15 protein-coding genes are annotated in these 19,195 nt (G+C 51.8%); 5 read left to right on the top strand and 10 right to left on the bottom strand.

Annotated features, from left to right (window positions below):
* Window positions 1–53: 53 nt before the first annotated feature.
* Window positions 54–1,148, top strand: coding sequence for a D-alanine--D-alanine ligase (gene ddlA, locus J4645_RS00685; protein WP_001096588.1), 1,095 nt, complete (start codon window positions 54–56; stop codon window positions 1,146–1,148).
* A 25-nt stretch (window positions 1,149–1,173) separates the two neighbouring features.
* On the opposite strand, the gene J4645_RS00680 is transcribed toward ddlA, so the two are convergent.
* Entirely contained in the window at window positions 1,174–1,389 is a 216-nt protein-coding gene (locus J4645_RS00680) for a DUF2754 family protein (protein ID WP_001239240.1), read from the bottom strand.
* Window positions 1,390–1,656: 267 nt separating this feature from the next.
* On the opposite strand from J4645_RS00680, the gene J4645_RS00675 reads away from it, so the two are divergent.
* On the top strand, window positions 1,657–1,965 hold the full coding sequence (locus tag J4645_RS00675) for a YaiY family protein (protein WP_000763139.1): 309 nt from the start codon (window positions 1,657–1,659) through the stop codon (window positions 1,963–1,965).
* Between the two features lie 37 nt (window positions 1,966–2,002).
* Here J4645_RS00675 and yaiW read toward each other — a convergent pair whose 3' ends face one another.
* Both yaiW and sbmA read right to left on the bottom strand, forming a co-directional pair.
* A complete protein-coding gene (gene yaiW / locus J4645_RS00670) occupies window positions 2,003–3,097 on the bottom strand; it encodes a surface-exposed outer membrane lipoprotein YaiW (protein WP_001271425.1) in 1,095 nt (364 codons plus the stop codon).
* A gap of 14 nt (window positions 3,098–3,111) precedes the next feature.
* Window positions 3,112–4,332 carry a peptide antibiotic transporter SbmA gene (gene sbmA, locus J4645_RS00665; RefSeq protein WP_000477023.1) on the bottom strand — a complete coding sequence of 407 codons (1,221 nt, stop codon included), beginning with the start codon at window positions 4,330–4,332 and terminating at the stop codon, window positions 3,112–3,114.
* A gap of 346 nt (window positions 4,333–4,678) precedes the next feature.
* On the opposite strand from sbmA, the gene ampH reads away from it, so the two are divergent.
* Window positions 4,679–5,836, top strand: coding sequence for a D-alanyl-D-alanine-carboxypeptidase/endopeptidase AmpH (ampH, locus tag J4645_RS00660; RefSeq protein WP_000830775.1), 1,158 nt, complete (start codon window positions 4,679–4,681; stop codon window positions 5,834–5,836).
* Window positions 5,837–5,880: 44 nt separating this feature from the next.
* On the opposite strand, the gene iprA is transcribed toward ampH, so the two are convergent.
* Together iprA and J4645_RS00650 are read right to left on the bottom strand one after the other, a co-directional pair.
* A complete protein-coding gene (gene iprA, locus J4645_RS00655; RefSeq protein WP_000950236.1) occupies window positions 5,881–6,504 on the bottom strand; it encodes a hydrogen peroxide resistance inhibitor IprA in 624 nt (207 codons plus the stop codon).
* An 85-nt stretch (window positions 6,505–6,589) separates the two neighbouring features.
* A complete protein-coding gene (locus tag J4645_RS00650) occupies window positions 6,590–9,526 on the bottom strand; it encodes an autotransporter outer membrane beta-barrel domain-containing protein (protein WP_000556519.1) in 2,937 nt (978 codons plus the stop codon).
* Window positions 9,527–10,038: 512 nt separating this feature from the next.
* Here J4645_RS00650 and hemB point away from each other — a divergent pair.
* On the top strand, window positions 10,039–11,013 hold the full coding sequence (gene hemB / locus J4645_RS00645) for a porphobilinogen synthase (protein ID WP_000130724.1): 975 nt from the start codon (window positions 10,039–10,041) through the stop codon (window positions 11,011–11,013).
* Window positions 11,014–11,116: 103 nt separating this feature from the next.
* On the opposite strand, the gene prpE is transcribed toward hemB, so the two are convergent.
* The 4 genes from prpE to prpB form a co-directional block, all read right to left on the bottom strand.
* Window positions 11,117–13,003, bottom strand: coding sequence for a propionate--CoA ligase (gene prpE / locus J4645_RS00640; RefSeq protein WP_023214874.1), 1,887 nt, complete (start codon window positions 13,001–13,003; stop codon window positions 11,117–11,119).
* 40 nt (window positions 13,004–13,043) lie between these two features.
* Window positions 13,044–14,495 (bottom strand): bifunctional 2-methylcitrate dehydratase/aconitate hydratase, encoded by a 1,452-nt coding sequence (locus tag J4645_RS00635; RefSeq protein WP_000107076.1) that lies wholly within the window; start codon window positions 14,493–14,495, stop codon window positions 13,044–13,046.
* 39 nt (window positions 14,496–14,534) lie between these two features.
* Window positions 14,535–15,704 carry a 2-methylcitrate synthase gene (gene prpC, locus J4645_RS00630; RefSeq protein ID WP_001285878.1) on the bottom strand — a complete coding sequence of 390 codons (1,170 nt, stop codon included), beginning with the start codon at window positions 15,702–15,704 and terminating at the stop codon, window positions 14,535–14,537.
* A gap of 110 nt (window positions 15,705–15,814) precedes the next feature.
* A complete protein-coding gene (gene prpB / locus J4645_RS00625) occupies window positions 15,815–16,702 on the bottom strand; it encodes a methylisocitrate lyase (RefSeq protein WP_000052222.1) in 888 nt (295 codons plus the stop codon).
* Window positions 16,703–16,967: 265 nt separating this feature from the next.
* Here prpB and prpR point away from each other — a divergent pair, with 265 nt between their 5' ends.
* A complete protein-coding gene (gene prpR / locus J4645_RS00620; RefSeq protein ID WP_000205269.1) occupies window positions 16,968–18,593 on the top strand; it encodes a propionate catabolism operon regulatory protein PrpR in 1,626 nt (541 codons plus the stop codon).
* A gap of 135 nt (window positions 18,594–18,728) precedes the next feature.
* Here prpR and yahO read toward each other — a convergent pair whose 3' ends face one another.
* The gene (gene yahO, locus J4645_RS00615; protein ID WP_000848026.1) at window positions 18,729–19,004 is read right to left on the bottom strand and encodes a DUF1471 family periplasmic protein YahO; all 276 of its coding nucleotides are present in this window, start codon (window positions 19,002–19,004) and stop codon (window positions 18,729–18,731) included.
* Window positions 19,005–19,195: the final 191 nt, after the last annotated feature.

Here is a 19,195-nt window from a genome sequence, read left to right as displayed (position 1 = left end):
CGTTTTGTCGTGGTAATGTATACGCTTTGCATTCGATGGAATGGGTTTTTAAGATGGCGAAATTGCGGGTAGGAATAGTATTTGGCGGTAAGTCGGCGGAACATGAAGTGTCTTTGCAATCAGCGAAAAATATCGTTGATGCGATCGATAAAACCCGCTTCGACGTGGTGCTGTTAGGGATAGATAAGGCAGGACAATGGCATGTTAACGATGCGGAAAATTATTTGCAGAATGCAGACGATCCGGCACATATCGCGCTACGTCCTTCGGCAATCAGTCTGGCCCAGGTGCCTGGCAAACACCAACACCAGTTGATTAACGCCCAGAACGGGCAGCCGCTACCGACGGTAGATGTTATTTTTCCTATCGTCCACGGTACGCTGGGCGAAGACGGCTCATTGCAGGGGATGCTGCGCGTCGCAAACTTACCGTTTGTCGGTTCAGACGTGCTGAGCTCCGCAGCCTGCATGGATAAAGACGTCGCCAAACGACTGCTACGCGATGCAGGACTGAATATCGCCCCGTTTATTACACTCACCCGAACGAATCGTCACGCGTTTAGTTTTGCCGAGGTTGAATCCCGTCTGGGACTGCCGCTGTTCGTTAAGCCCGCCAATCAGGGCTCTTCGGTCGGCGTTAGTAAAGTCGCTAACGAAGCGCAATATCAGCAGGCGGTCGCGCTGGCTTTCGAATTCGATCATAAAGTGGTGGTGGAGCAAGGGATCAAAGGGCGCGAGATCGAATGTGCCGTATTAGGTAACGATAACCCACAGGCCAGTACCTGCGGCGAAATCGTACTGAATAGCGAATTTTACGCCTACGATACTAAGTATATTGATGATAACGGCGCACAAGTTGTCGTGCCTGCGCAGATCCCTTCCGAGGTGAATGACAAGATCCGCGCGATCGCGATCCAGGCTTATCAGACGCTGGGGTGCGCGGGTATGGCGCGTGTCGATGTCTTCTTAACGGCAGACAATGAGGTCGTGATTAACGAGATCAATACGCTGCCAGGTTTTACCAATATCAGTATGTATCCAAAACTCTGGCAGGCGAGCGGATTGGGCTATACCGATTTGATCAGCCGCCTGATTGAGCTGGCGCTGGAACGCCATACGGCGAATAACGCCTTAAAAACCACGATGTAATAGCGCACGCCCGATAGCGCAACGTTTATCGGGCGTCTTTTACCTCATCATCTTCGCGCCGGCGAATGATGAACCCCGCCAGCCAGAAGCTGATAATCCACGTTACCAGCCCAACGCCATAGGTTTGCCATCCTTTCGCCTCAAAACCCAGCAATCCTACGACGCCATTCAAAATAAAGATAAGGCCAATAGAGAAGGCATAGTAGTGCCAGTCACGACGAATTTTTACAGGCAAACGCATAACGACTCCGACGTATTAACAGCAACAAAAACGTATTTTTGCATACTTCTGGCGAGCGAGTCTGTGGGGGATACGGAATTTCTTAAATGTTAATTGATTTTGATAAAAGTGATCGTTTTGTGACAGCTAACAAAAATTTACGCGATGGATACATTCCGTATGTGAAATTACCATGATTCTGATATTGACAAACACAATGACCTGTCAGACTTCACAGTAAGCCGATGGCATAACGCCAGATCGTAGCCGATCATCCTGGAGGTCTTTATGGCTGATTTCACTCTCTCAAAATCGCTGTTCAGCGGGAAGCATCGAGAAACCTCCTCTACGCCCGGAAATATTGCTTACGCCATATTTGTACTGTTTTGCTTCTGGGCCGGAGCGCAACTCTTAAACCTGCTGGTTCATGCGCCGGGCATCTATGAGCATCTGATGCAGGTACAGGATACAGGTCGACCGCGGGTAGAGATTGGGCTGGGCGTCGGGACGATTTTTGGCCTGGTGCCCTTCCTCACGGGCTGCCTCATTTTCGCCGTTATCGCCGCGTTTTTACGCTGGCGTCACCGTCACCAATAAACCTTAGCGCGCTGGAGAAAATATCCCAGCGCGAAATTTATCGCCCCATACACCGCGCCCGCCGCTCATCAACTCGTTTAGCAAACCAGGCGGTCGTCAGCTTGCGCGTGATCTTCGGACTTTCCAGTTGAATACCGGGCAACATTTCCCGCGCAAGCGTCTTGCCCGTTTTGGCCTCGGCCAGTTTATAGACTTTCTTGTAGAGCGCCGTTTTTTCAAACGCCAGGCTATCGCCTTTCTCCAGTTGGCTGCGAATTTCGCGCTCACTCATTCCCAACTGCCCTGCCAGTTTGCGCACCGCTAACTCTGTTTTGCCCGGTTTCTTGCTGTTATAACGAATCAGATCGCCATCCAGCGCCAGTTTTACCCCACTGGCTTTACTGACGGCATTCTGGAACGCAGCGTTACGGCTGGCGTACCATCCCGCGTTGAAGTCGGCGAAGCGGAAAACAGGCGCGCTGTAGTTCGCCGGGTAATTCAGCAAATGGTAGGTTCCAAACCACAATCCGCCACGGCGCGTAAAGACCTCCTGACGTACCGTACCCGCCATCTTCCACGGATAACCTTTCGCGTGCTGTTCGGCAAAGGCAATGCTGACCTGCATCGGGCCGCCCGTATGCACCGGGTTATATGAGCCAAATAGCGTCTGCCCCATAGGAACCATATTGATAAAGTCGTCAAAAATAGCGCTAAGCTGTTTTTCGGTTTTTACCGTGTCCAGGCGTTCGCTATAGCTCTTGCCGTTAGGGGAGTTAATTTTCAGCGCGGTGTGCACCAGAAACAGCGGAATGTGTAGTCGTTCAGCACGGCGATCAATCTCCTGCCAGGCTATTTTACTTAGCCCCGGCACGACAGGATCCGCCTGATAACCGGACTCCTGCTGGGCGACAGCCAGCACCGAACAGATATTTTCTACCGTCGGTGTCAGCCCCTGGCTCTTAAACGTTGTCGCGATGTCTTTCGCCCAGGCCTCTCTGTCTTTGACACTGGCCGGCATTTTCTGACGTACTACGCTTGCCACGTCGACAGGCTTCTCGCCCTTGCTCACCGGCTGCCCGGATTGACTACTACAGCCAGCCAATATGGCAACCGCCAGAAAAGGCAGAGGATAAAGACGGGACGCCGCCGACATAACGTTTCCTTCTGTTAGCTAAAAGAGTGGGTCACTTCCTGAACTGGCTGACCATCCAACTGACGTTCAAAGCTACGTAAACGTTTATAAATAGACATCAGCTCCACCAGAGTCGTCCAGGAGTTAATCAAATACTGGAACGAACCGCGCACCTGGCCAAACACGTTGGTGATTTGCGTCATCAGCCCCAGCGTAATCGTACCGGCAACAATGGAAGGAAACAGCAGGAACAAACCGAAAACGTTATCGACCTGCAAATAGAGAATGCGCGCGATGTTGAAATACATATAGTGAAAGTAGAGACGGAAGTAGTTATGGCGCACCGCGCTAAACAGTTCACGGACGGTTGGCGGCGTGGCGCGGCTGGCGTCATCTTCACCGTAGACCAGCTCCTTACGATAAGCGGCTTCCACTCGCTGATTTTTAAATTCCAGCCCCGGCAATTTGATCCCGACGACTGCCAGCAGGCCCGTCCCCATTAATGACCAGACTATAGCGGCAATGACCAGGCCGTAAGGGATATGTCCTACGATGGGTAAATCCGGCACATGCGCTGACAGGGTGACCAACACCGGCAGAAAGGCGATGAGCGTCATGATGGCATTGATAAAACTCACGCCCATATTCTCCAGTGTAGAGGCAAAACGCATGGTATCTTCCTGCACACGCTGGGCGGCCCCTTCGATATGGCGCAGGTACTGCCAGTGCGCCATATAGTGCTCATTCATTGCGGTACGCCAGCGAAATACATAGTGGCTGACAAAGAAGTTGTTCAGCACGCCGATCACCACGGCGATAAGCGCAATACCGAGAAACACCCCCACTTCATGATAAAATTGACCAAGAGTGACCTTGTGCGGCGAGCTGAGCGCCGTTTGAATCAAATCATAGAACGGCGCGTACCAGGCGTTAACCGCAACGCCAACCTCCACCAAAAACCAGGTGACAAAAATAATGAGCGAGGTGCCAAGTATCGACCAATACTGCCAGCGGTGCGGGCTATAGATGAACCAGAACGTTGCAAATAATCCCACGCAAATCAGGTAATAAGCATAAAAAATCAGATAGTCCAGCGACCAGAAGCGCGCTGCGCTGATAGGCACTTCATCGGATGCCCCTACAAGTCGCGCCACCCAATCTCCTCCTCCCGCCTGCCAGAAAATGACGGCGATCAGCGCCCAAACAAATGCCGACATGAAAAACGGCCCTGGCTTTGGGAAAAAAGATTTAAACATCATGCTCTCCTGCTAACTTCTTCTCTTTATTACGGCTGCTGTAACGGCGGCAATATCACGCCATGCCCACGCAAATGAAAGGGCTAAACCAGGCATTGTGACCTACGTTGTGACGCTTAGTTCGCACTTCTGCTCAACAGAATTGTTTCGACGAGTTTCATTCTAAGCAGGCAGGCTGGCGCTATCAGGTTATCACAAGCGCTCTATCACAAAAGTAAACATTCTTCATCACGAAAACCCGCCGTTACGTTTTTTCACCCACTTTTTTCTCTTTAACGTTTTGCAATGTGCCGCCGGGTAGTATAAATACGCATAACCACCGTTATTTCACTTATGGACATCACCGTTGAAACGTAGTCTGCTTTTTACTGCCATGCTGTTTGCGGCATCACTTACTTCTGTCCAGGCGGCTCAGCCGATTGCCGATCCGGTTTTTGCCTCTGATATCGTTGATCGTTATGCCGAGCATATCTTTTATGGTAGCGGCGCCACGGGCATGGCGCTGGTGGTGATCGACGGCAATCAACGCGTGTTTCGTAGTTTCGGTGACACCAGACCGGGCAATAATGTTCGTCCACAGCTTGATTCGGTCATTCGTATCGCTTCTCTCACCAAGCTAATGACCAGTGAAATGTTGGTAAAATTGCTCGATCAGGGAACGGTAAAATTAAACGACCCTCTCAGCAAATATGCGCCTCCCGGCGCGCATGTCCCGACGTATCAAGGCACGCCGATTACGTTGGTCAACTTAGCGACCCATACCAGCGCGCTTCCGCGAGAACAGCCCGGCGGCGCGGCGCATCGTCCGGTATTTGTCTGGCCAACCCGCGAACAACGCTGGAACTGGCTCTCCACAGCAACGTTAAAAGTTGCGCCAGGCTCGCAGGCGGCCTATTCCAATCTGGCGTTCGACCTGCTAGCCGACGCGCTGGCGACCGCCTCCGGCAAACCTTATACGCAACTGTTTGAAGAAAAGATTACCCGCCCGCTGGGAATGAAAGACACCACGTTTACCCCTTCTCCCGATCAGTGTAAGCGTCTGATGGTGGCAGAGAAAGGCGCAAGCCCCTGTAATAATACGCTGGCTGCCATTGGCAGCGGCGGGGTCTATTCTACGCCAGGAGATATGATGCGCTGGATGCAACAGTATCTGTCGTCAGATTTCTATCACCGTAGCCATCAGGCCGATCGTATGCAAACGTTGATTTATCAGCGCACACAGTTAAAGAAAATCATCGGGATGGACGTACCAGGTAAAGCCGACGCGCTCGGTCTGGGCTGGGTCTATATGGCGCCAAAAGACGGACGTCCTGGCATTATCCAGAAAACAGGAGGCGGCGGCGGTTTTATTACCTATATGGCGATGATCCCACAATATAATATTGGCGCTTTTGTGGTCGTAACCCGTTCCCCCCTCACGCGTTTTACCAATATGAGCGACGGGATTAACGATTTGGTTACTGAGTTAAGCGGCAATAAACCGATTGCTATTCCTGCATCCTGAGTCGTCGCGCCTCGCGCTATATCAGACGAGGCACAACATTTTTGTTAATATTCGGAGGGCAAACGGTTAATACTAATCAGTTTGCCTTTATTCATTTCAATGTAATTACCCTTACGCAGGGCCGCGAGAACTTCCGCCACCACCGATCGCGATACGCGCGTTCGTTGATGAATATAATTCATAACACCAATACGTGAGCGAAGTTCTTCATCCCACTCAATCATTGTCATTAACGTCGCACGAATCTGGTCGTAAGAATTATTACCAATGAGCTGCTTGTCACGAAGTTCCAGTACCTGGCTTTTCCATACTAACCAACAGAAGGCCTCACGCCACAGTTGGTTCTGCTCAATGATGGCGAGAGTTTGTGATGATGAGAGGCGATAACCGATGCAACCGCTCTCCGCAATTAATTTATATTGTGCCTCTTTTTTCGCCACACCATCGGCTAAGCCGAAAATAAAGGGGGCCTGCACAATACCAATAAGAACTTTATCACCCCGAACTAACGAAACAACCCCCTCTAAAATAACAAAGGTATGGGTATTACTTTCATCAGGTGAACAGATAATCTCTTTATCGTTAACAAACTCGAAACGCGTACCATGCTTAGAAAGGCATTTATCGAGTCTGTTGAATTCCTGTAGTGGCTTGCTTAAAGATAACATATGCATTCCTTGCAATAATGCCCGTCAAGTCCTTGACGGGCATTTTTCAGTTTAAATTACCTTTATTTCTCCTGAGAGAAAATGATTACCAGGTATATTTAACACCAACGTTTGCAGACCAGTCTTGATCAACATCACCGCCGCCGAGGTAGTTAGCATCGGTGTAGGCGCTGAAGTTCTTCGTGAAGCTGAACTGAGTACCCAGACCAACACGTACCGCAGAACCTTCTACGCCGTTGTCGATAGAGTCGCCGTTTACGTCAGCATCGTTGTTGGAGTCGTCGTAAACGTAAGCCAGTTTGAAGTACGGCGTCAGCGCCTGATCTTCGCTGTAAGTGAAGGTATAACCTGCATCTACACCGATTTCATAACGCATGCTGTCGTAGGACTGACCGTCAACTTTCATGTCGTTGCTCAGCTGGTAGTCGTCGCCAGACTGGAACAGACCGGATACGCTGCCGTAAGGCGTTACGTAGCCTGCATCACCCAGCTTCAGATCATAACCCAGTTTCAAGCCAAAGCCCCAGGCGTCAGAAGAGGTGTTGCCGTCAACGTAAGTACCGTCGCTCATGTTAGCAGACAAATCGTTGTTGAAGTGAGAGTAGCTCAAGTTACCATCAACAAAGATGTTGTTTGCGAAACGAGCGGAAGAGTAGATGTAGGCAGACTGGCTGTCCTGATCCACCTGACCGGTACGATCGCTCAGATCGCCTTTCGCGAAGCCTGCTGCCGCACCAACGATCCACTTAGCGTTGTTACCGTCAACTTTGGTATCAACACCGACCATGATGCCATTAACATCCTGATCGTAGTTAATGGTGCCGTTGTCGCCGTTGAAGTTACCGCCGAAGTAGCTTACCCATGCGCCGCCGTTATCCGCCAGGCCATGACGAGCGTTGGTCAGACGAGTACCAACGGTGTCTTGTTCCAGGTTCCAGATATTGGTGTTCGCAGAAGGAATGCTCAGCGCCATGTTAGCGTAGTCGGTCAGTTCCATCTGTTCCAGCACGACAGTGTTGCCTTCCTGCTTAGCCTGATAGGTGTAAGCACCCAGGTCAGCTTTGTTTGCTGCAGAGAAGGTCGCATCGGTGTTTACGTCATTGACATAAATCAGCTCGTTGCCTTTGTAATCCGCAACAGAACCAGCACCAGTAGCGTTGTCGATGCGAACTTTATAGTTACCAGTGGCCGCTACAACATTATCAACAGAGCTGTTATCCAGTTCGTCGCCGTTGTTGATATCGCCATTACCGTTGATGGTCAGGTGACCGTCAGAGTTCATCGCGATAGTACCGTAACCATAGTTAGCCTGAGTGGTATCCCAGGTACGGTCGTTCACCAGGTCAGCATTCAGAACATAATCACTGCTATGGATATTGAACACACCAGAAACAACATTACCGTTGTGATCAGCAGTATTGCCGCTGGTCAGTTCCAGTTTATCAGTGCTGAATACTTCGGTATCAAACTGACCAACATTCACATCCAACACACCACCGTTAGTTACGGTGATGGTATTGGCATACAGATTGGAATAAGTGCTCCATCCAGTAGATTCGGTCAAACCAACAGTACTATAGGAGTCAATTGTCAGGTGATCGGTGTCAACATAACCATCTTCACCAATGTTCAGTGAAGAACCATTAGTCAAATTAATGGTGTCTGATGTTAAATCAGAATTAGAAACATTAACCTGAGAACCATTGTTTACAGCCAGAGTATCAACAGTCGAGTCCCCAACGGTGTCCCATTCAGAACCATTGTTCAGCGTCACGTTAAACACGCCGCTCTGGAAAACTTCATTACCAACGATACGATTCCAGGCATTATCTTCCAATGTTGCGCCTGGAGTAAGGCTGTTCGTTTCAACATCATACATACGGGACGTTGTATCAACAGTATAAGTCGCCTGACCAACCCACTTACTGCCATTATCAAGTGTAAGGTTCAGTTCGTCGACGTTGAGGCCGTCATCAGCCCAGCCATGGTTGGTATCAGGAACACCATCACCGTTAGTATCATCACCATCCGCATCGAAATTGGCGTTCCAGTTACTGGTAAATTTGACATCACCCATCAGCGTAGAATTACTGAAGTACACATTGTTCTTCATTGCATAGTCTGAAGCACCATTGTCATCAGTGAAAGATAATGCAACGTCGCCAGCACCAGTATAATCGCTCGGCTCATCGGAATTGCCAAAGTGACCTGTGCCAAAAGTACCAGTGTCAGTAGTATAAGCACTATCCAGGATATAATCTGAACCGGAAGTTACAGTAGAGTCAAATACATTAATATTGTTATCCCAGTTATGGGATTCCGTCGTGTAAGTGTTGTTGTAAGTATTTCCCTGAGACAAGGCAATACCTGCAACACGGGAATTGTTGGAAATATTGATGTTGCTTTCTACATCAAGATTCACCGCCACGCCTTCGCTGACATCGAATGTTTCATTTGTGTACTTAGTTACATCACCATCCTTATAGGAATCAGTGAAGTAAAACGCTTCATAATCATCATCAATGGTGGAATTAGCGATGTTCAGCGTGAACACATCACCGTCATACCAGTTTCCGTCAACAGTATCAGTACCGTTGTTGAACCGATAATATTCAGAATACCCATCGTGATCCAACGTATCAAAACGATCGTAATAACCAATCGGCAGCATGGAAGTAATCGAGCCATGAATAACTGAATTACTAATATTCAGCTCATTACTGGTTGCGTCATTATAATCATGGTTCAGATAATAGGTAGAAATCGTACCGTTAACAGTGTCACCGTTGAACGTCTGATCGAAATCACCATTGGCATTGTTGTAGTAAACGAAACCGCTATAGTTTACATAGTTACCATCAACAGTGCCTGCGGCATCCATATTATTCCAATCAAGCGCGGTGGTAGGATTGTCGTAATAAGTCCAGGTATCGTAAGTAGTAGCATTCGCCTGAGAAGTGATTGCCAGAGTGCAAGCCAATGCTAATTGTGAGACTACAAGTTTCTTTTTCCAGGAGTGCATTTGTCATCCCTCCTCAGGGACGTAATATAGTTGATCCATCAATTATCAATGCATAAAAACATATAGATGTTTAGCAAGGAGGATTATGCGGCGTCATTGCTAAAAGGTTCAATTATTCTTTATCCTCAGTCCGGATTCGGACATGAATTAAAAAGACGTAATAAAAGGAAAATGGATAATTAAAAATCATTCTTTTTCATGAGGTTACAAGAAAATAAAAAAATAAAATACATATGAGATAAATATGGATTAAAGAAAAATAAAATAAATATGAATAATGTTAAAACCCACATTTACTTAAATGACGATGAAATAAAACTAAAAACAACGTAAAACTAATTCTTATTTAAAATGATATAGTGCCTGAGGTATTAATCTCCGGTATATAAAAGAAGCGCCATGTTCTGCCGCCGCTGGGGCTGCGCCTGCTACGTTAAGGACCGTTTTCGTAAAACATCTGCCTGCAGATTCAGGTATACTGGGCCTTCGATTCCACAAACATCAGGCAGACCATGACAGACCTTATCCATCGCCCTCGCCGCTTGCGCAAATCCGCTGCGCTGCGCGCTATGTTTGAAGAGACAACACTTAGCCTGAACGACCTGGTGTTGCCGATCTTTGTTGAAGAAGAACTCGACGATTACAAAGCTATTGATGCCATGCCCGGCGTAATGCGTATCCCGGAAAAGCAGCTGGCGCGAGAGATTGAGCGTATCGCAAATGCTGGCATTCGTTCCGTTATGACCTTCGGCATTTCCCACCATACTGATGACACCGGCAGCGATACCTGGAAAGAAGACGGTCTGGTGGCAAGAATGTCCCGCATCTGTAAGCAAACCGTGCCGGAGATGATCGTCATGTCCGACACCTGCTTCTGCGAATACACCTCGCACGGCCACTGCGGCGTGTTGTGCGAACACGGTGTGGATAACGATGCGACGCTGGCCAACCTCGGCAAGCAGGCCGTTATCGCGGCGGCGGCTGGAGCAGATTTTATTGCGCCCTCCGCGGCCATGGATGGACAAGTCCAGGCTATCCGCCAGGCGCTGGATGCCGCCGGTTTTACCGATACGGCAATAATGTCCTACTCCACCAAGTTCGCCTCTTCTTTCTACGGCCCCTTCCGTGAAGCAGCGGGTACCGCGTTAAAAGGCGACCGCAAGACGTATCAAATGAATCCGATGAACCGCCGTGAAGCGATTCGCGAATCACTGCTCGATGAAGCCCAGGGCGCGGATTGCTTAATGGTGAAACCGGCCGGCGCGTATCTGGACGTGCTGCGTGAAATCCGCGAACGCACAGAGTTGCCGCTTGGCGCTTACCAGGTGAGCGGTGAATACGCCATGATTAAATTTGCTGCTATGGCTGGCGCCATTGATGAAGAAAAGGTCGTGCTGGAAAGTCTGGGCTCGATTAAACGCGCCGGCGCCGATTTGATTTTCAGTTACTTCGCGCTGGATCTGGCTGAGAAAAATATTCTGCGTTAATTCTGTTACAGGGCGGCGCGCTGCCGCCCTTTCCCGACTTTACACCCCACTATTCAGTCGCTGACGCTAACCCGTTGCCGGACGCGGCTTATCCGGCCTACGGCTATTCCTCGATCGCCTGGCGAATTTGCTGCAACGACGCGGGATCGTCAATAGTTGTCAGATCGCCCGGATCGCGGCCTTCACAGATCGCCTGGATCGTGCGGCGAAGCATCTTTCCGGAACGCGTTTTGGGGAGCTGCGAGACAAACCAGACATGCGCCGGACGACCAAAGTGACCGATCTGGTTGTCCACCAGCGCCATAATCGCTTTTTCCTCGTCGCGCGCCGCCTCGCGATCCGCCAGCGTATCGCTCTGCTTCGGAATAACAAACGCCACCGCTACCTGCCCTTTCAGAGCGTCTTTTATCCCCACTACCGCCACTTCCGCTACGTTCGGGTAGCTGGAGATACTTTCTTCTATTTCTCGCGTCCCCAGCCGATGGCCCGCAATATTAATCACATCATCGGTACGGCCCAGAATAAAGTAATACCCCTCGGCGTCGCGGATTCCCCAGTCGAAGGTGGCATAAACCTGACGGTTAAACAGCGACCAGTAAGTCTTCACAAAACGCGCATCGTCGCCCCAAATAGTCTGAATACAGCCCGGCGGCAGCGGCCCCTCGATCACCAGCATTCCCTTTTCATTTATGCCGCAGGGCTCGCCGGTGACTTCATTGAGTAGCTGGACGTTATAACCGTACATCGGCACCCCTGGGCTTCCCAGACGCGACGGCCTGTCGTCCAGCGCGCGGGCCAGCGCCATGATCGGCCAGCCGGACTCCGTCTGCCAATAATTGTCGATAACCGGCACACCCAGCGTCTCCGTCACCCAACTGGCCGTCGGCTCGTCCAGCGGCTCACCGGCCAGATAAAGCGCCTCCAGCGAGGAGAGATCGTGATTGCGGATTTGCGCCGTCGGGAATTTTTTCAGCACGCGAATCGCGGTCGGAGCGGAAAACATCCGGTTAACCTGGTATTTCTCGACAATTTTCCACCAGACCCCGCAGTCCGGGTACGTCGGCAGTCCTTCGTAAACAATAGTCGCCATGCCTGCGAGCAGCGGCGCGTAAACGATATAGGAGTGGCCGACGACCCAGCCGATATCCGATGCGCAAAAGAATACGCCGCCCACCTTGCCGCCAAAAATGGTGTCCATCGAGGTTGCCAGCGCCACCGCATAACCGCCGACGTCGCGCTGGACGCCTTTCGGTTTGCCGGTAGTGCCGGAGGTGTAAAGAATGCATGAGGTTTCATTGGATTCCAGCCACGCCACCGGCACGCTCGCGCCGAGATGCTGCTGGCGCAACGTGGCAAAATCCAGATCGCGCCCATCCACCCACGCCATTTTCGCCAGCCCTCTGTCCACCAGCAGAACGTGTTTCGGCTGATGCTGCGCCTGCGCAATAGCGTCATCAAGCAGCTTTTTATACGGCAGGATTTTACCGCCCCGCGCTCCGGCATCCGCCGACACAATCAGCGCCGGTCTGGCATCGTCAATGCGCGCCGCCACGCTGTGCGAGGCAAAACCGCCAAAGACCACCGAATGGATCGCACCAATGCGCGCGCAGGCCAGCAGGGTTATCTGCGCTTCGGCAATCATCGGCATATAGACCAATACGCGATCGCCACGCTGCACGCCCAGCGACAGCAGCATAGCGGCCACAGCGTTGACTTCATCATGCAACTGGCTGAAGGTAAATGTACGCTCTTCATCGGTCTCTGATGAGACGGCAATCAGCGCCAGTGCCTCCGGCTGTTTATCCCGCCAGCGGTCAACGGCGTTATGACATAAGTTAGTGGTGCCGCCGCAAAACCAGCGGGCAAACGGTGGACGGCTATGATCCAGCGTCTGCGTAAACGGCTGTCGCCAGTCGATACGCCGGGCCTGCTCGGCCCAGAACGTCTCCGGTTCGTTAATGGAACGCTGATAAAATTCGCTAAAAGACATCACGCTCTCCTGTTGAACTTACGCCTTACTGCTGGCTGGCTCAGATGACATATAAATCGAGGTATTCGTTAACCGGCATCTGCTCCAGGCGGGCTCTGTCCAGGGAGACATCCAGAATGCGTTGCTGCTGGCGAGTCGGGAACTGACGCGCCAGGTTAATTTTAAATTTTTCGATAAGCTTCGGAATACCGTCGGCGCGGCGACGCGCATGACCAATCGGATACTCCACGACAACCTCGCCAAAGCGTGAGCCATCAGTAAACTCCACGGTGATCGCATTGCCGATAGCACGTTTTTCCGGGTCGTGATAGTCGGCGGTAAAAGCCGGGTCCTCATAACACACGATTTTCTCGCGCAGGGCGTCAATACGCTTGTCCTGCGCCACCTCGTCTTCATAATCCGCCGCGGTTAACCGTCCGAACAGCAACGGCACGGCGACCATATACTGGATACAGTGATCGCGGTCCGCCGGGTTATTGAGCGGGCCTTTTTTATCGATAATGCGGAGACAGGCTTCGTGGGTGCGGATGGTCACTTTCTCGATATCCGCTGCCGTTTTACCCGCGGCCTGCATCTGCTCATACAGCGTCATCGCCGCTTCGACGGCGGTTTGCGAGTGGAACTCTGCCGGGAAAGAAATTTTGAATAGCACGTTTTCCATCACGTAGGAGCCGTAAGGGCGCTGGAAACGGAACGTTTCACCTTTGAATGAAACGTCGTAGAAGCCCCAGGTTTTGGCGGTGAGCGCCGAGGGATAGCCCATCTCGCCGGTTTTCGCCATCAGCGCCAGACGTACCGCGCGCGAAGTCGCATCGCCCGCCGCCCAGGATTTGCGCGTACCGGTATTCGGCGCATGACGATAAGTGCGCAGCGACTGGCCGTCGACCCACGCCAACGATACCGCGTTGAGGATCTCATCGCGCGTCAGCCCCAGCATTTCAGCGACCACCGCGGTCGAGGCCACTTTGACCAGCAACACATGATCAAGCCCGACACGGTTGAAGGCGTTTTCCAGCGCGATGCAGCCCTGAATTTCATGGGCTTTGATCATCCCGCTCAATACCTGTTTCATGGTCAGCGGCGCTTTGCCGGCGGCGACGGCGTTACGTGACAACCAATCCGCAATCGCCAGAATACCACCGAGGTTATCAGAAGGATGGCCCCACTCGGCGGCAAGCCAGGTATCGTTAAAATCGAGCCAGCGGATCATCGCGCCAATGTTAAAAGCTGCCTGTACCGGATCGAGCTGGAACTGGGTGCCCGGCACGCGTGCGCCGTTGGGCACCACCGTGCCTGGTACGATCGGCCCAAGCAATTTTTTACAGGCCGGGTATTCCAGCGCTTCCAGACCACAGCCGAGCGTGTCGAGCAGGCAATAATGCGCGGTGTCGTACGCCACCTTTGAGGTGATGTCGTAGTTCATCACGTAATCCACGATATCGACGATTTCGCGGTCAAATTCCGGGCGGATGTTCAGTTCTTGGGTAGACATAGGGTACGTTTCCTGCGTTTTATTTTTAATAAGAGTGAGTTAGCAACGATCGTCTATCGAGACAAACGGACGATCTTCCGGCCCGGTATAGTTGGCAGAGGGGCGAATAATCTTGTTGTCCTGACGCTGTTCAATAATGTGCGCCGCCCAGCCGGTAACGCGGGCGATGACAAACAGCGGGGTGAACATTTCGGTAGGGACGCCCATCATGTTGTAGGAGACCGCCGAAAACCAGTCGAGATTCGGGAACATCTTTTTGGTCTCCCACATCACCGTTTCCAGACGGTCGGCGATGTGGTACATCTTCAGCGAGCCGCCTTCTTCTGAAAGCTGTTTCGCCACCCGTTTGATCACCTGATGGCGCGGGTCGGCGATGGTGTAAACCGGATGTCCAAAGCCAATCACCACCTCTTTGTTTTCCACGCGTTTACGGATATCCGCCTCTGCCTCGTCCGGCGTTTCATAACGCTGTTGAATTTCCAGCGACACCTCATTCGCCCCGCCGTGTTTCGGGCCCCGCAGCGCGCCAATCGCGCCGATAATCGCGGAGTAGACATCCGAGCCGGTCCCGGCAATCACCCGGCTGGTAAACGTCGAGGCGTTGAACTCATGCTCGGCATACAGCACCAGCGAAATATGCATCGCCTTTTCCCAGCTTTGGGTTGGCTTTTCACCATGCAGCAGATGCAGGAAATGGCCGCCGATGGAATCATCGTCGGTTTCCGGCTGAATACGTTCGCCGTTGTGACTGTAGTGATACCAGTAAAGAAGGATAGAGCTGAGCGAGGCCAACAGCTTATCGGCAATATCGCGCGCGCCGGAGACGGTATGTCCCTCTTTTTCCGGCAGGGTGCAGCCCAGCGCGGAAACGCCGGTACGCATCACGTCCATCGGGTGCGAGGCCGCCGGTAACGCTTCCAGAACGGTACGGACATTGGCGGGTAATCCGCGCAGCGCTTTTAACTTGCTTTTATAAGCGTTCAGCTCATCGCGGGTCGGTAATTTTCCGTGGATCAGCAAATGCGCGACTTCTTCAAATTCGCAATGCTCCGCCAGATCGAGAATGTCGTAACCGCGATAGTGCAGATCGTTACCGCTTTTTCCCACGGTACACAGAGCGGTATTTCCGGCTGGTACGCCAGACAAGGCGACGGATTTTTTGGGCTTAATGACATGGTTATTATTTTGCAGGATCGTGGTGTCGCTCATAGTGTCCTCGTCATTTTTTTAATGTGTAGGGTATTGAGGCGTGTAAGCCGGATAAACGTAGTGCCATCCGGCATTGCCTGATGGCGGCTTCGCCTTATCAGGCCTACAGGCTACGATTTTTTATTCCTGTACAGCGCGTCCAGCTTCTCTTCGAACTGGTAGTAATTGATGCTTTCGTACAGCTCGTTGCGGGTTTGCATGATGTCGATCACGTTCTTTTGCGTCCCTTCCTGGCGCAGCACGGTATAGACTCTTTCTGCGGCGCGGTTCATGGCGCGAAACGCCGACAGCGGATAGAGCGCCATCGCCACGTGTGCGCTGCGCAACTCGTCGGTCGTAAACAGCGGCGTCGCGCCAAACTCAGTGATGTTGGCGAGGATCGGCACCTGCGCCACGTCGGCGAACTGGCGGTACATCGACAGTTCGGTGATCGCCTCCGGGAACAGCATGTCAGCCCCCGCATCCACGTAAGCCTGCGCGCGATCGAGAGCCGCCTCCAGCCCTTCCACCGCCAGCGCATCGGTACGCGCCATGATCACAAAGTTCGGATCGGTGCGCGCATCCACTGCCGCCCGAATTCTGTCTACCATCTCCTCTTTCGAGACGATCGCTTTGTTTGGACGGTGTCCACAGCGCTTAGCGCCAACCTGGTCTTCAATATGCAGCGCGGCGGCGCCCGCTTTGGCTATGGACTTTACCGTCCGCGCGACATTAAAGGCGGAGGAGCCAAAGCCAATATCCGCATCCACCAACAGCGGCAGCGGGCAAACATCCGTGATGCGACGGATATCGGTTAACACATCATCCAGCGTAGAAATCCCCAGATCCGGCAGTCCAAGCGAGCCTGCCGCTACGCCGCCGCCAGAAAGATAGATAGCCTGATACCCGGCCCGTTGGGCCAACAGAGCATGGTTAGCATTGATCGCGCCGACAATTTGTAATGGATTCTCTTTAGCGAGCGCGGCGCGAAATGCCTGCCCCGGCGAATGTAAAGACATATCTCGTCCTCATGTTAGTAAATTGTTACTCAAGATGTATTCACCAAAGCAAAGGCTATGCCAGGCAAAGAGGCAGCGAGAAAATTAAATACAATGAGATTTAAAAACAGGTGATTACAGTCATTTCTGTTATGAATAAGCGCGATTAAGGGAAAAGAAAAACGTGTCAGCTAACGTTTCATGAAACGAATCGTTCCGTTTCATTGCAACATTTATGAAACACGTTTAAAACAAAAAATCGCCCCTTAAAGATGAACCTACTGCGATGACGACTGCCCACAGCGCTCCGCGCGATAATAGCGATAAACCGGTGATCTGGACGGTCTCCGTAACGCGTCTGTTCGAACTGTTTCGGGATATCAGCCTGGAATTCGATCATCTGGCGACCATCACGCCTATTCAACTCGGCTTTGAAAAGGCGGTGACCTACATTCGCAAAAAACTGGCGACCGAGCGCTGCGACGCGATTATCGCGGCGGGTTCGAATGGAGCCTATTTAAAAAGTCGCCTGTCAATACCGGTGATCCTCATCAAGCCCAGCGGATTCGATGTATTACAGGCACTGGCGAAAGCGGGAAAGCTCACCTCGTCTATCGGTATCGTGACCTATCAGGAGACCATTCCGGCTTTACTTGCCTTTCAGAAAACGTTTCACCTCTGTCTTGAACAGCGAAGCTATGTCACCGAAGAGGACGCGCGCGGGCAAATTAACGAACTTAAGGCCAACGGTATTGAGGCTGTCGTCGGCGCGGGATTAATTACCGATCTGGCGGAAGAAGCGGGAATGACCGCCATCTTTATTTATTCCGCGGCGACCGTTCGTCAGGCTTTCCATGATGCGCTGGATATGACCCGTCTGACACGGCGACAGCGCGTGGATTACCCATCCGGCAAGGGATTACAAACCCGGTATGAACTGGGCGATATACGCGGCCAGTCGCCGCAAATGGAGCAGCTCCGCCAGACGATTACACTCTATGCCCGCTCCCGAGCGGCAGTGCTGATTCAGGGGGAAACAGGGACCGGAAAAGAGCTGGCGGCGCAGGCGATTCACCAGACGTTTTTTCACCGCCAGCCTCACCGTCAGAATAAGCCATCCCCTCCCTTTGTCGCCGTCAATTGCGGCGCGATTACCGAGTCGTTGCTGGAAGCGGAACTGTTTGGTTATGAAGAGGGCGCGTTTACCGGTTCACGACGAGGAGGCCGGGCGGGGCTGTTTGAAATCGCACACGGCGGCACGCTGTTTCTGGATGAAATCGGCGAAATGCCCTTGCCGTTACAAACCCGACTCTTGCGCGTACTGGAGGAAAAAGCCGTCACTCGCGTCGGCGGACACCAGCCGATCCCGGTGGATGTCCGGGTGATCAGCGCTACGCATTGCGATCTGGATCGGGAAATAATGCAAGGACGTTTTCGCCCCGATCTCTTTTATCGCCTGAGTATTCTGCGTCTGACGCTTCCTCCTTTGCGCGAGCGGCAGGCTGATATTTTGCCGCTGGCGGAAAACTTTTTAAAACAGTCGCTGGCGGCGATGGAAATTCCGTTTACCGAATCGATACGTCATGGATTGACACAGTGTCAGCCGCTTTTGCTGGCCTGGCGCTGGCCCGGTAATATTCGCGAACTGCGTAATATGATGGAGCGCCTGGCGCTTTTTTTAAGCGTCGATCCCGCGCCAACGCTGGACAGGCAATTTATGCGGCAGTTATTACCTGAGCTTATGGTGAACACAGCAGAGCTGACGCCTTCAACCGTGGATGCGCACGCGTTACAGGATGTACTGGCGCGCTTTAATGGCGATAAGACCGCGGCGGCGCGTTATCTGGGGATTAGCCGCACCACTCTGTGGCGTCGTTTAAAAGCAGGTGCCAAAGACCAGTCGGGTAATTAAGACAAATGACCGCGTCCTGAATGCCTGATGGCGCTACGTTTACTGCAGGTCGTCATCCGGCAAAACGGATGCCGTTTGCCAGGAATAAAAATACCCGCCGGAAACCCAGGCGGGTATTTTTATGATGCAACGCTTTTATTTCTTTTTATAAATATCAGCCGTACCATGAATTTTATTTTCTGTCTGCCCGGACGTCAGCACCACCACATCCGCCCCTTTTTCATCCGCCTTTTTGATTAAATCTTCTCTGGCGTCCAGCGGCGACATTTCCCCGGTGGTGGAAATCGTGCCAATTTTCGTGTATTCGGAGGCGACTTTATCAAAGTCCGTTTTTTTCATGATTTCTGCGGCATAAACGTTTGTCACGACAAACGCTAATGCGCCAAGCATAACCTTGTAGCCAGTTTTCATAGCAAAACCCTCGTTTTATTATTACGCCATCATCGCTTTATCAGAACAAAAAGGCCGTTCGGACTGATTAAATAAGTAGTGTAGATTGCTGGAAAAATCCAGTCAGCCCCCGCTCTGTCGGCGTAACAACGCGGATTAAAACGCCCCTGCTTTGTGATCTCACTCGCAATCATCTGGTTTGACTATTAATA

The sequence above is a fragment of the Salmonella sp. 32082101201600294FB01SM01 genome, from assembly GCF_017572865.1.
In the GTDB taxonomy this organism is placed as follows: Bacteria; Pseudomonadota; Gammaproteobacteria; order Enterobacterales; family Enterobacteriaceae; genus Salmonella; species Salmonella enterica.
This window is presented reverse-complemented; position numbering and strand designations above follow the sequence as displayed.

Coding starts and splice junctions, on each gene's coding strand:
- ddlA (WP_001096588.1), top strand. CDS start 54: ATGGCGAAATTGCGGGTAGGAATAGTATTTGGCGGTAAGTCGGCGGAA.
- J4645_RS00680 (WP_001239240.1), bottom strand. CDS start 1,389: ATGCGTTTGCCTGTAAAAATTCGTCGTGACTGGCACTACTATGCCTTC.
- J4645_RS00675 (WP_000763139.1), top strand. CDS start 1,657: ATGGCTGATTTCACTCTCTCAAAATCGCTGTTCAGCGGGAAGCATCGA.
- yaiW (WP_001271425.1), bottom strand. CDS start 3,097: ATGTCGGCGGCGTCCCGTCTTTATCCTCTGCCTTTTCTGGCGGTTGCC.
- sbmA (WP_000477023.1), bottom strand. CDS start 4,332: ATGTTTAAATCTTTTTTCCCAAAGCCAGGGCCGTTTTTCATGTCGGCA.
- iprA (WP_000950236.1), bottom strand. CDS start 6,504: ATGTTATCTTTAAGCAAGCCACTACAGGAATTCAACAGACTCGATAAA.
- J4645_RS00650 (WP_000556519.1), bottom strand. CDS start 9,526: ATGCACTCCTGGAAAAAGAAACTTGTAGTCTCACAATTAGCATTGGCT.
- hemB (WP_000130724.1), top strand. CDS start 10,039: ATGACAGACCTTATCCATCGCCCTCGCCGCTTGCGCAAATCCGCTGCG.
- prpE (WP_023214874.1), bottom strand. CDS start 13,003: ATGTCTTTTAGCGAATTTTATCAGCGTTCCATTAACGAACCGGAGACG.
- J4645_RS00635 (WP_000107076.1), bottom strand. CDS start 14,495: ATGTCTACCCAAGAACTGAACATCCGCCCGGAATTTGACCGCGAAATC.
- prpC (WP_001285878.1), bottom strand. CDS start 15,704: ATGAGCGACACCACGATCCTGCAAAATAATAACCATGTCATTAAGCCC.
- prpB (WP_000052222.1), bottom strand. CDS start 16,702: ATGTCTTTACATTCGCCGGGGCAGGCATTTCGCGCCGCGCTCGCTAAA.
- prpR (WP_000205269.1), top strand. CDS start 16,968: ATGACGACTGCCCACAGCGCTCCGCGCGATAATAGCGATAAACCGGTG.
- yahO (WP_000848026.1), bottom strand. CDS start 19,004: ATGAAAACTGGCTACAAGGTTATGCTTGGCGCATTAGCGTTTGTCGTG.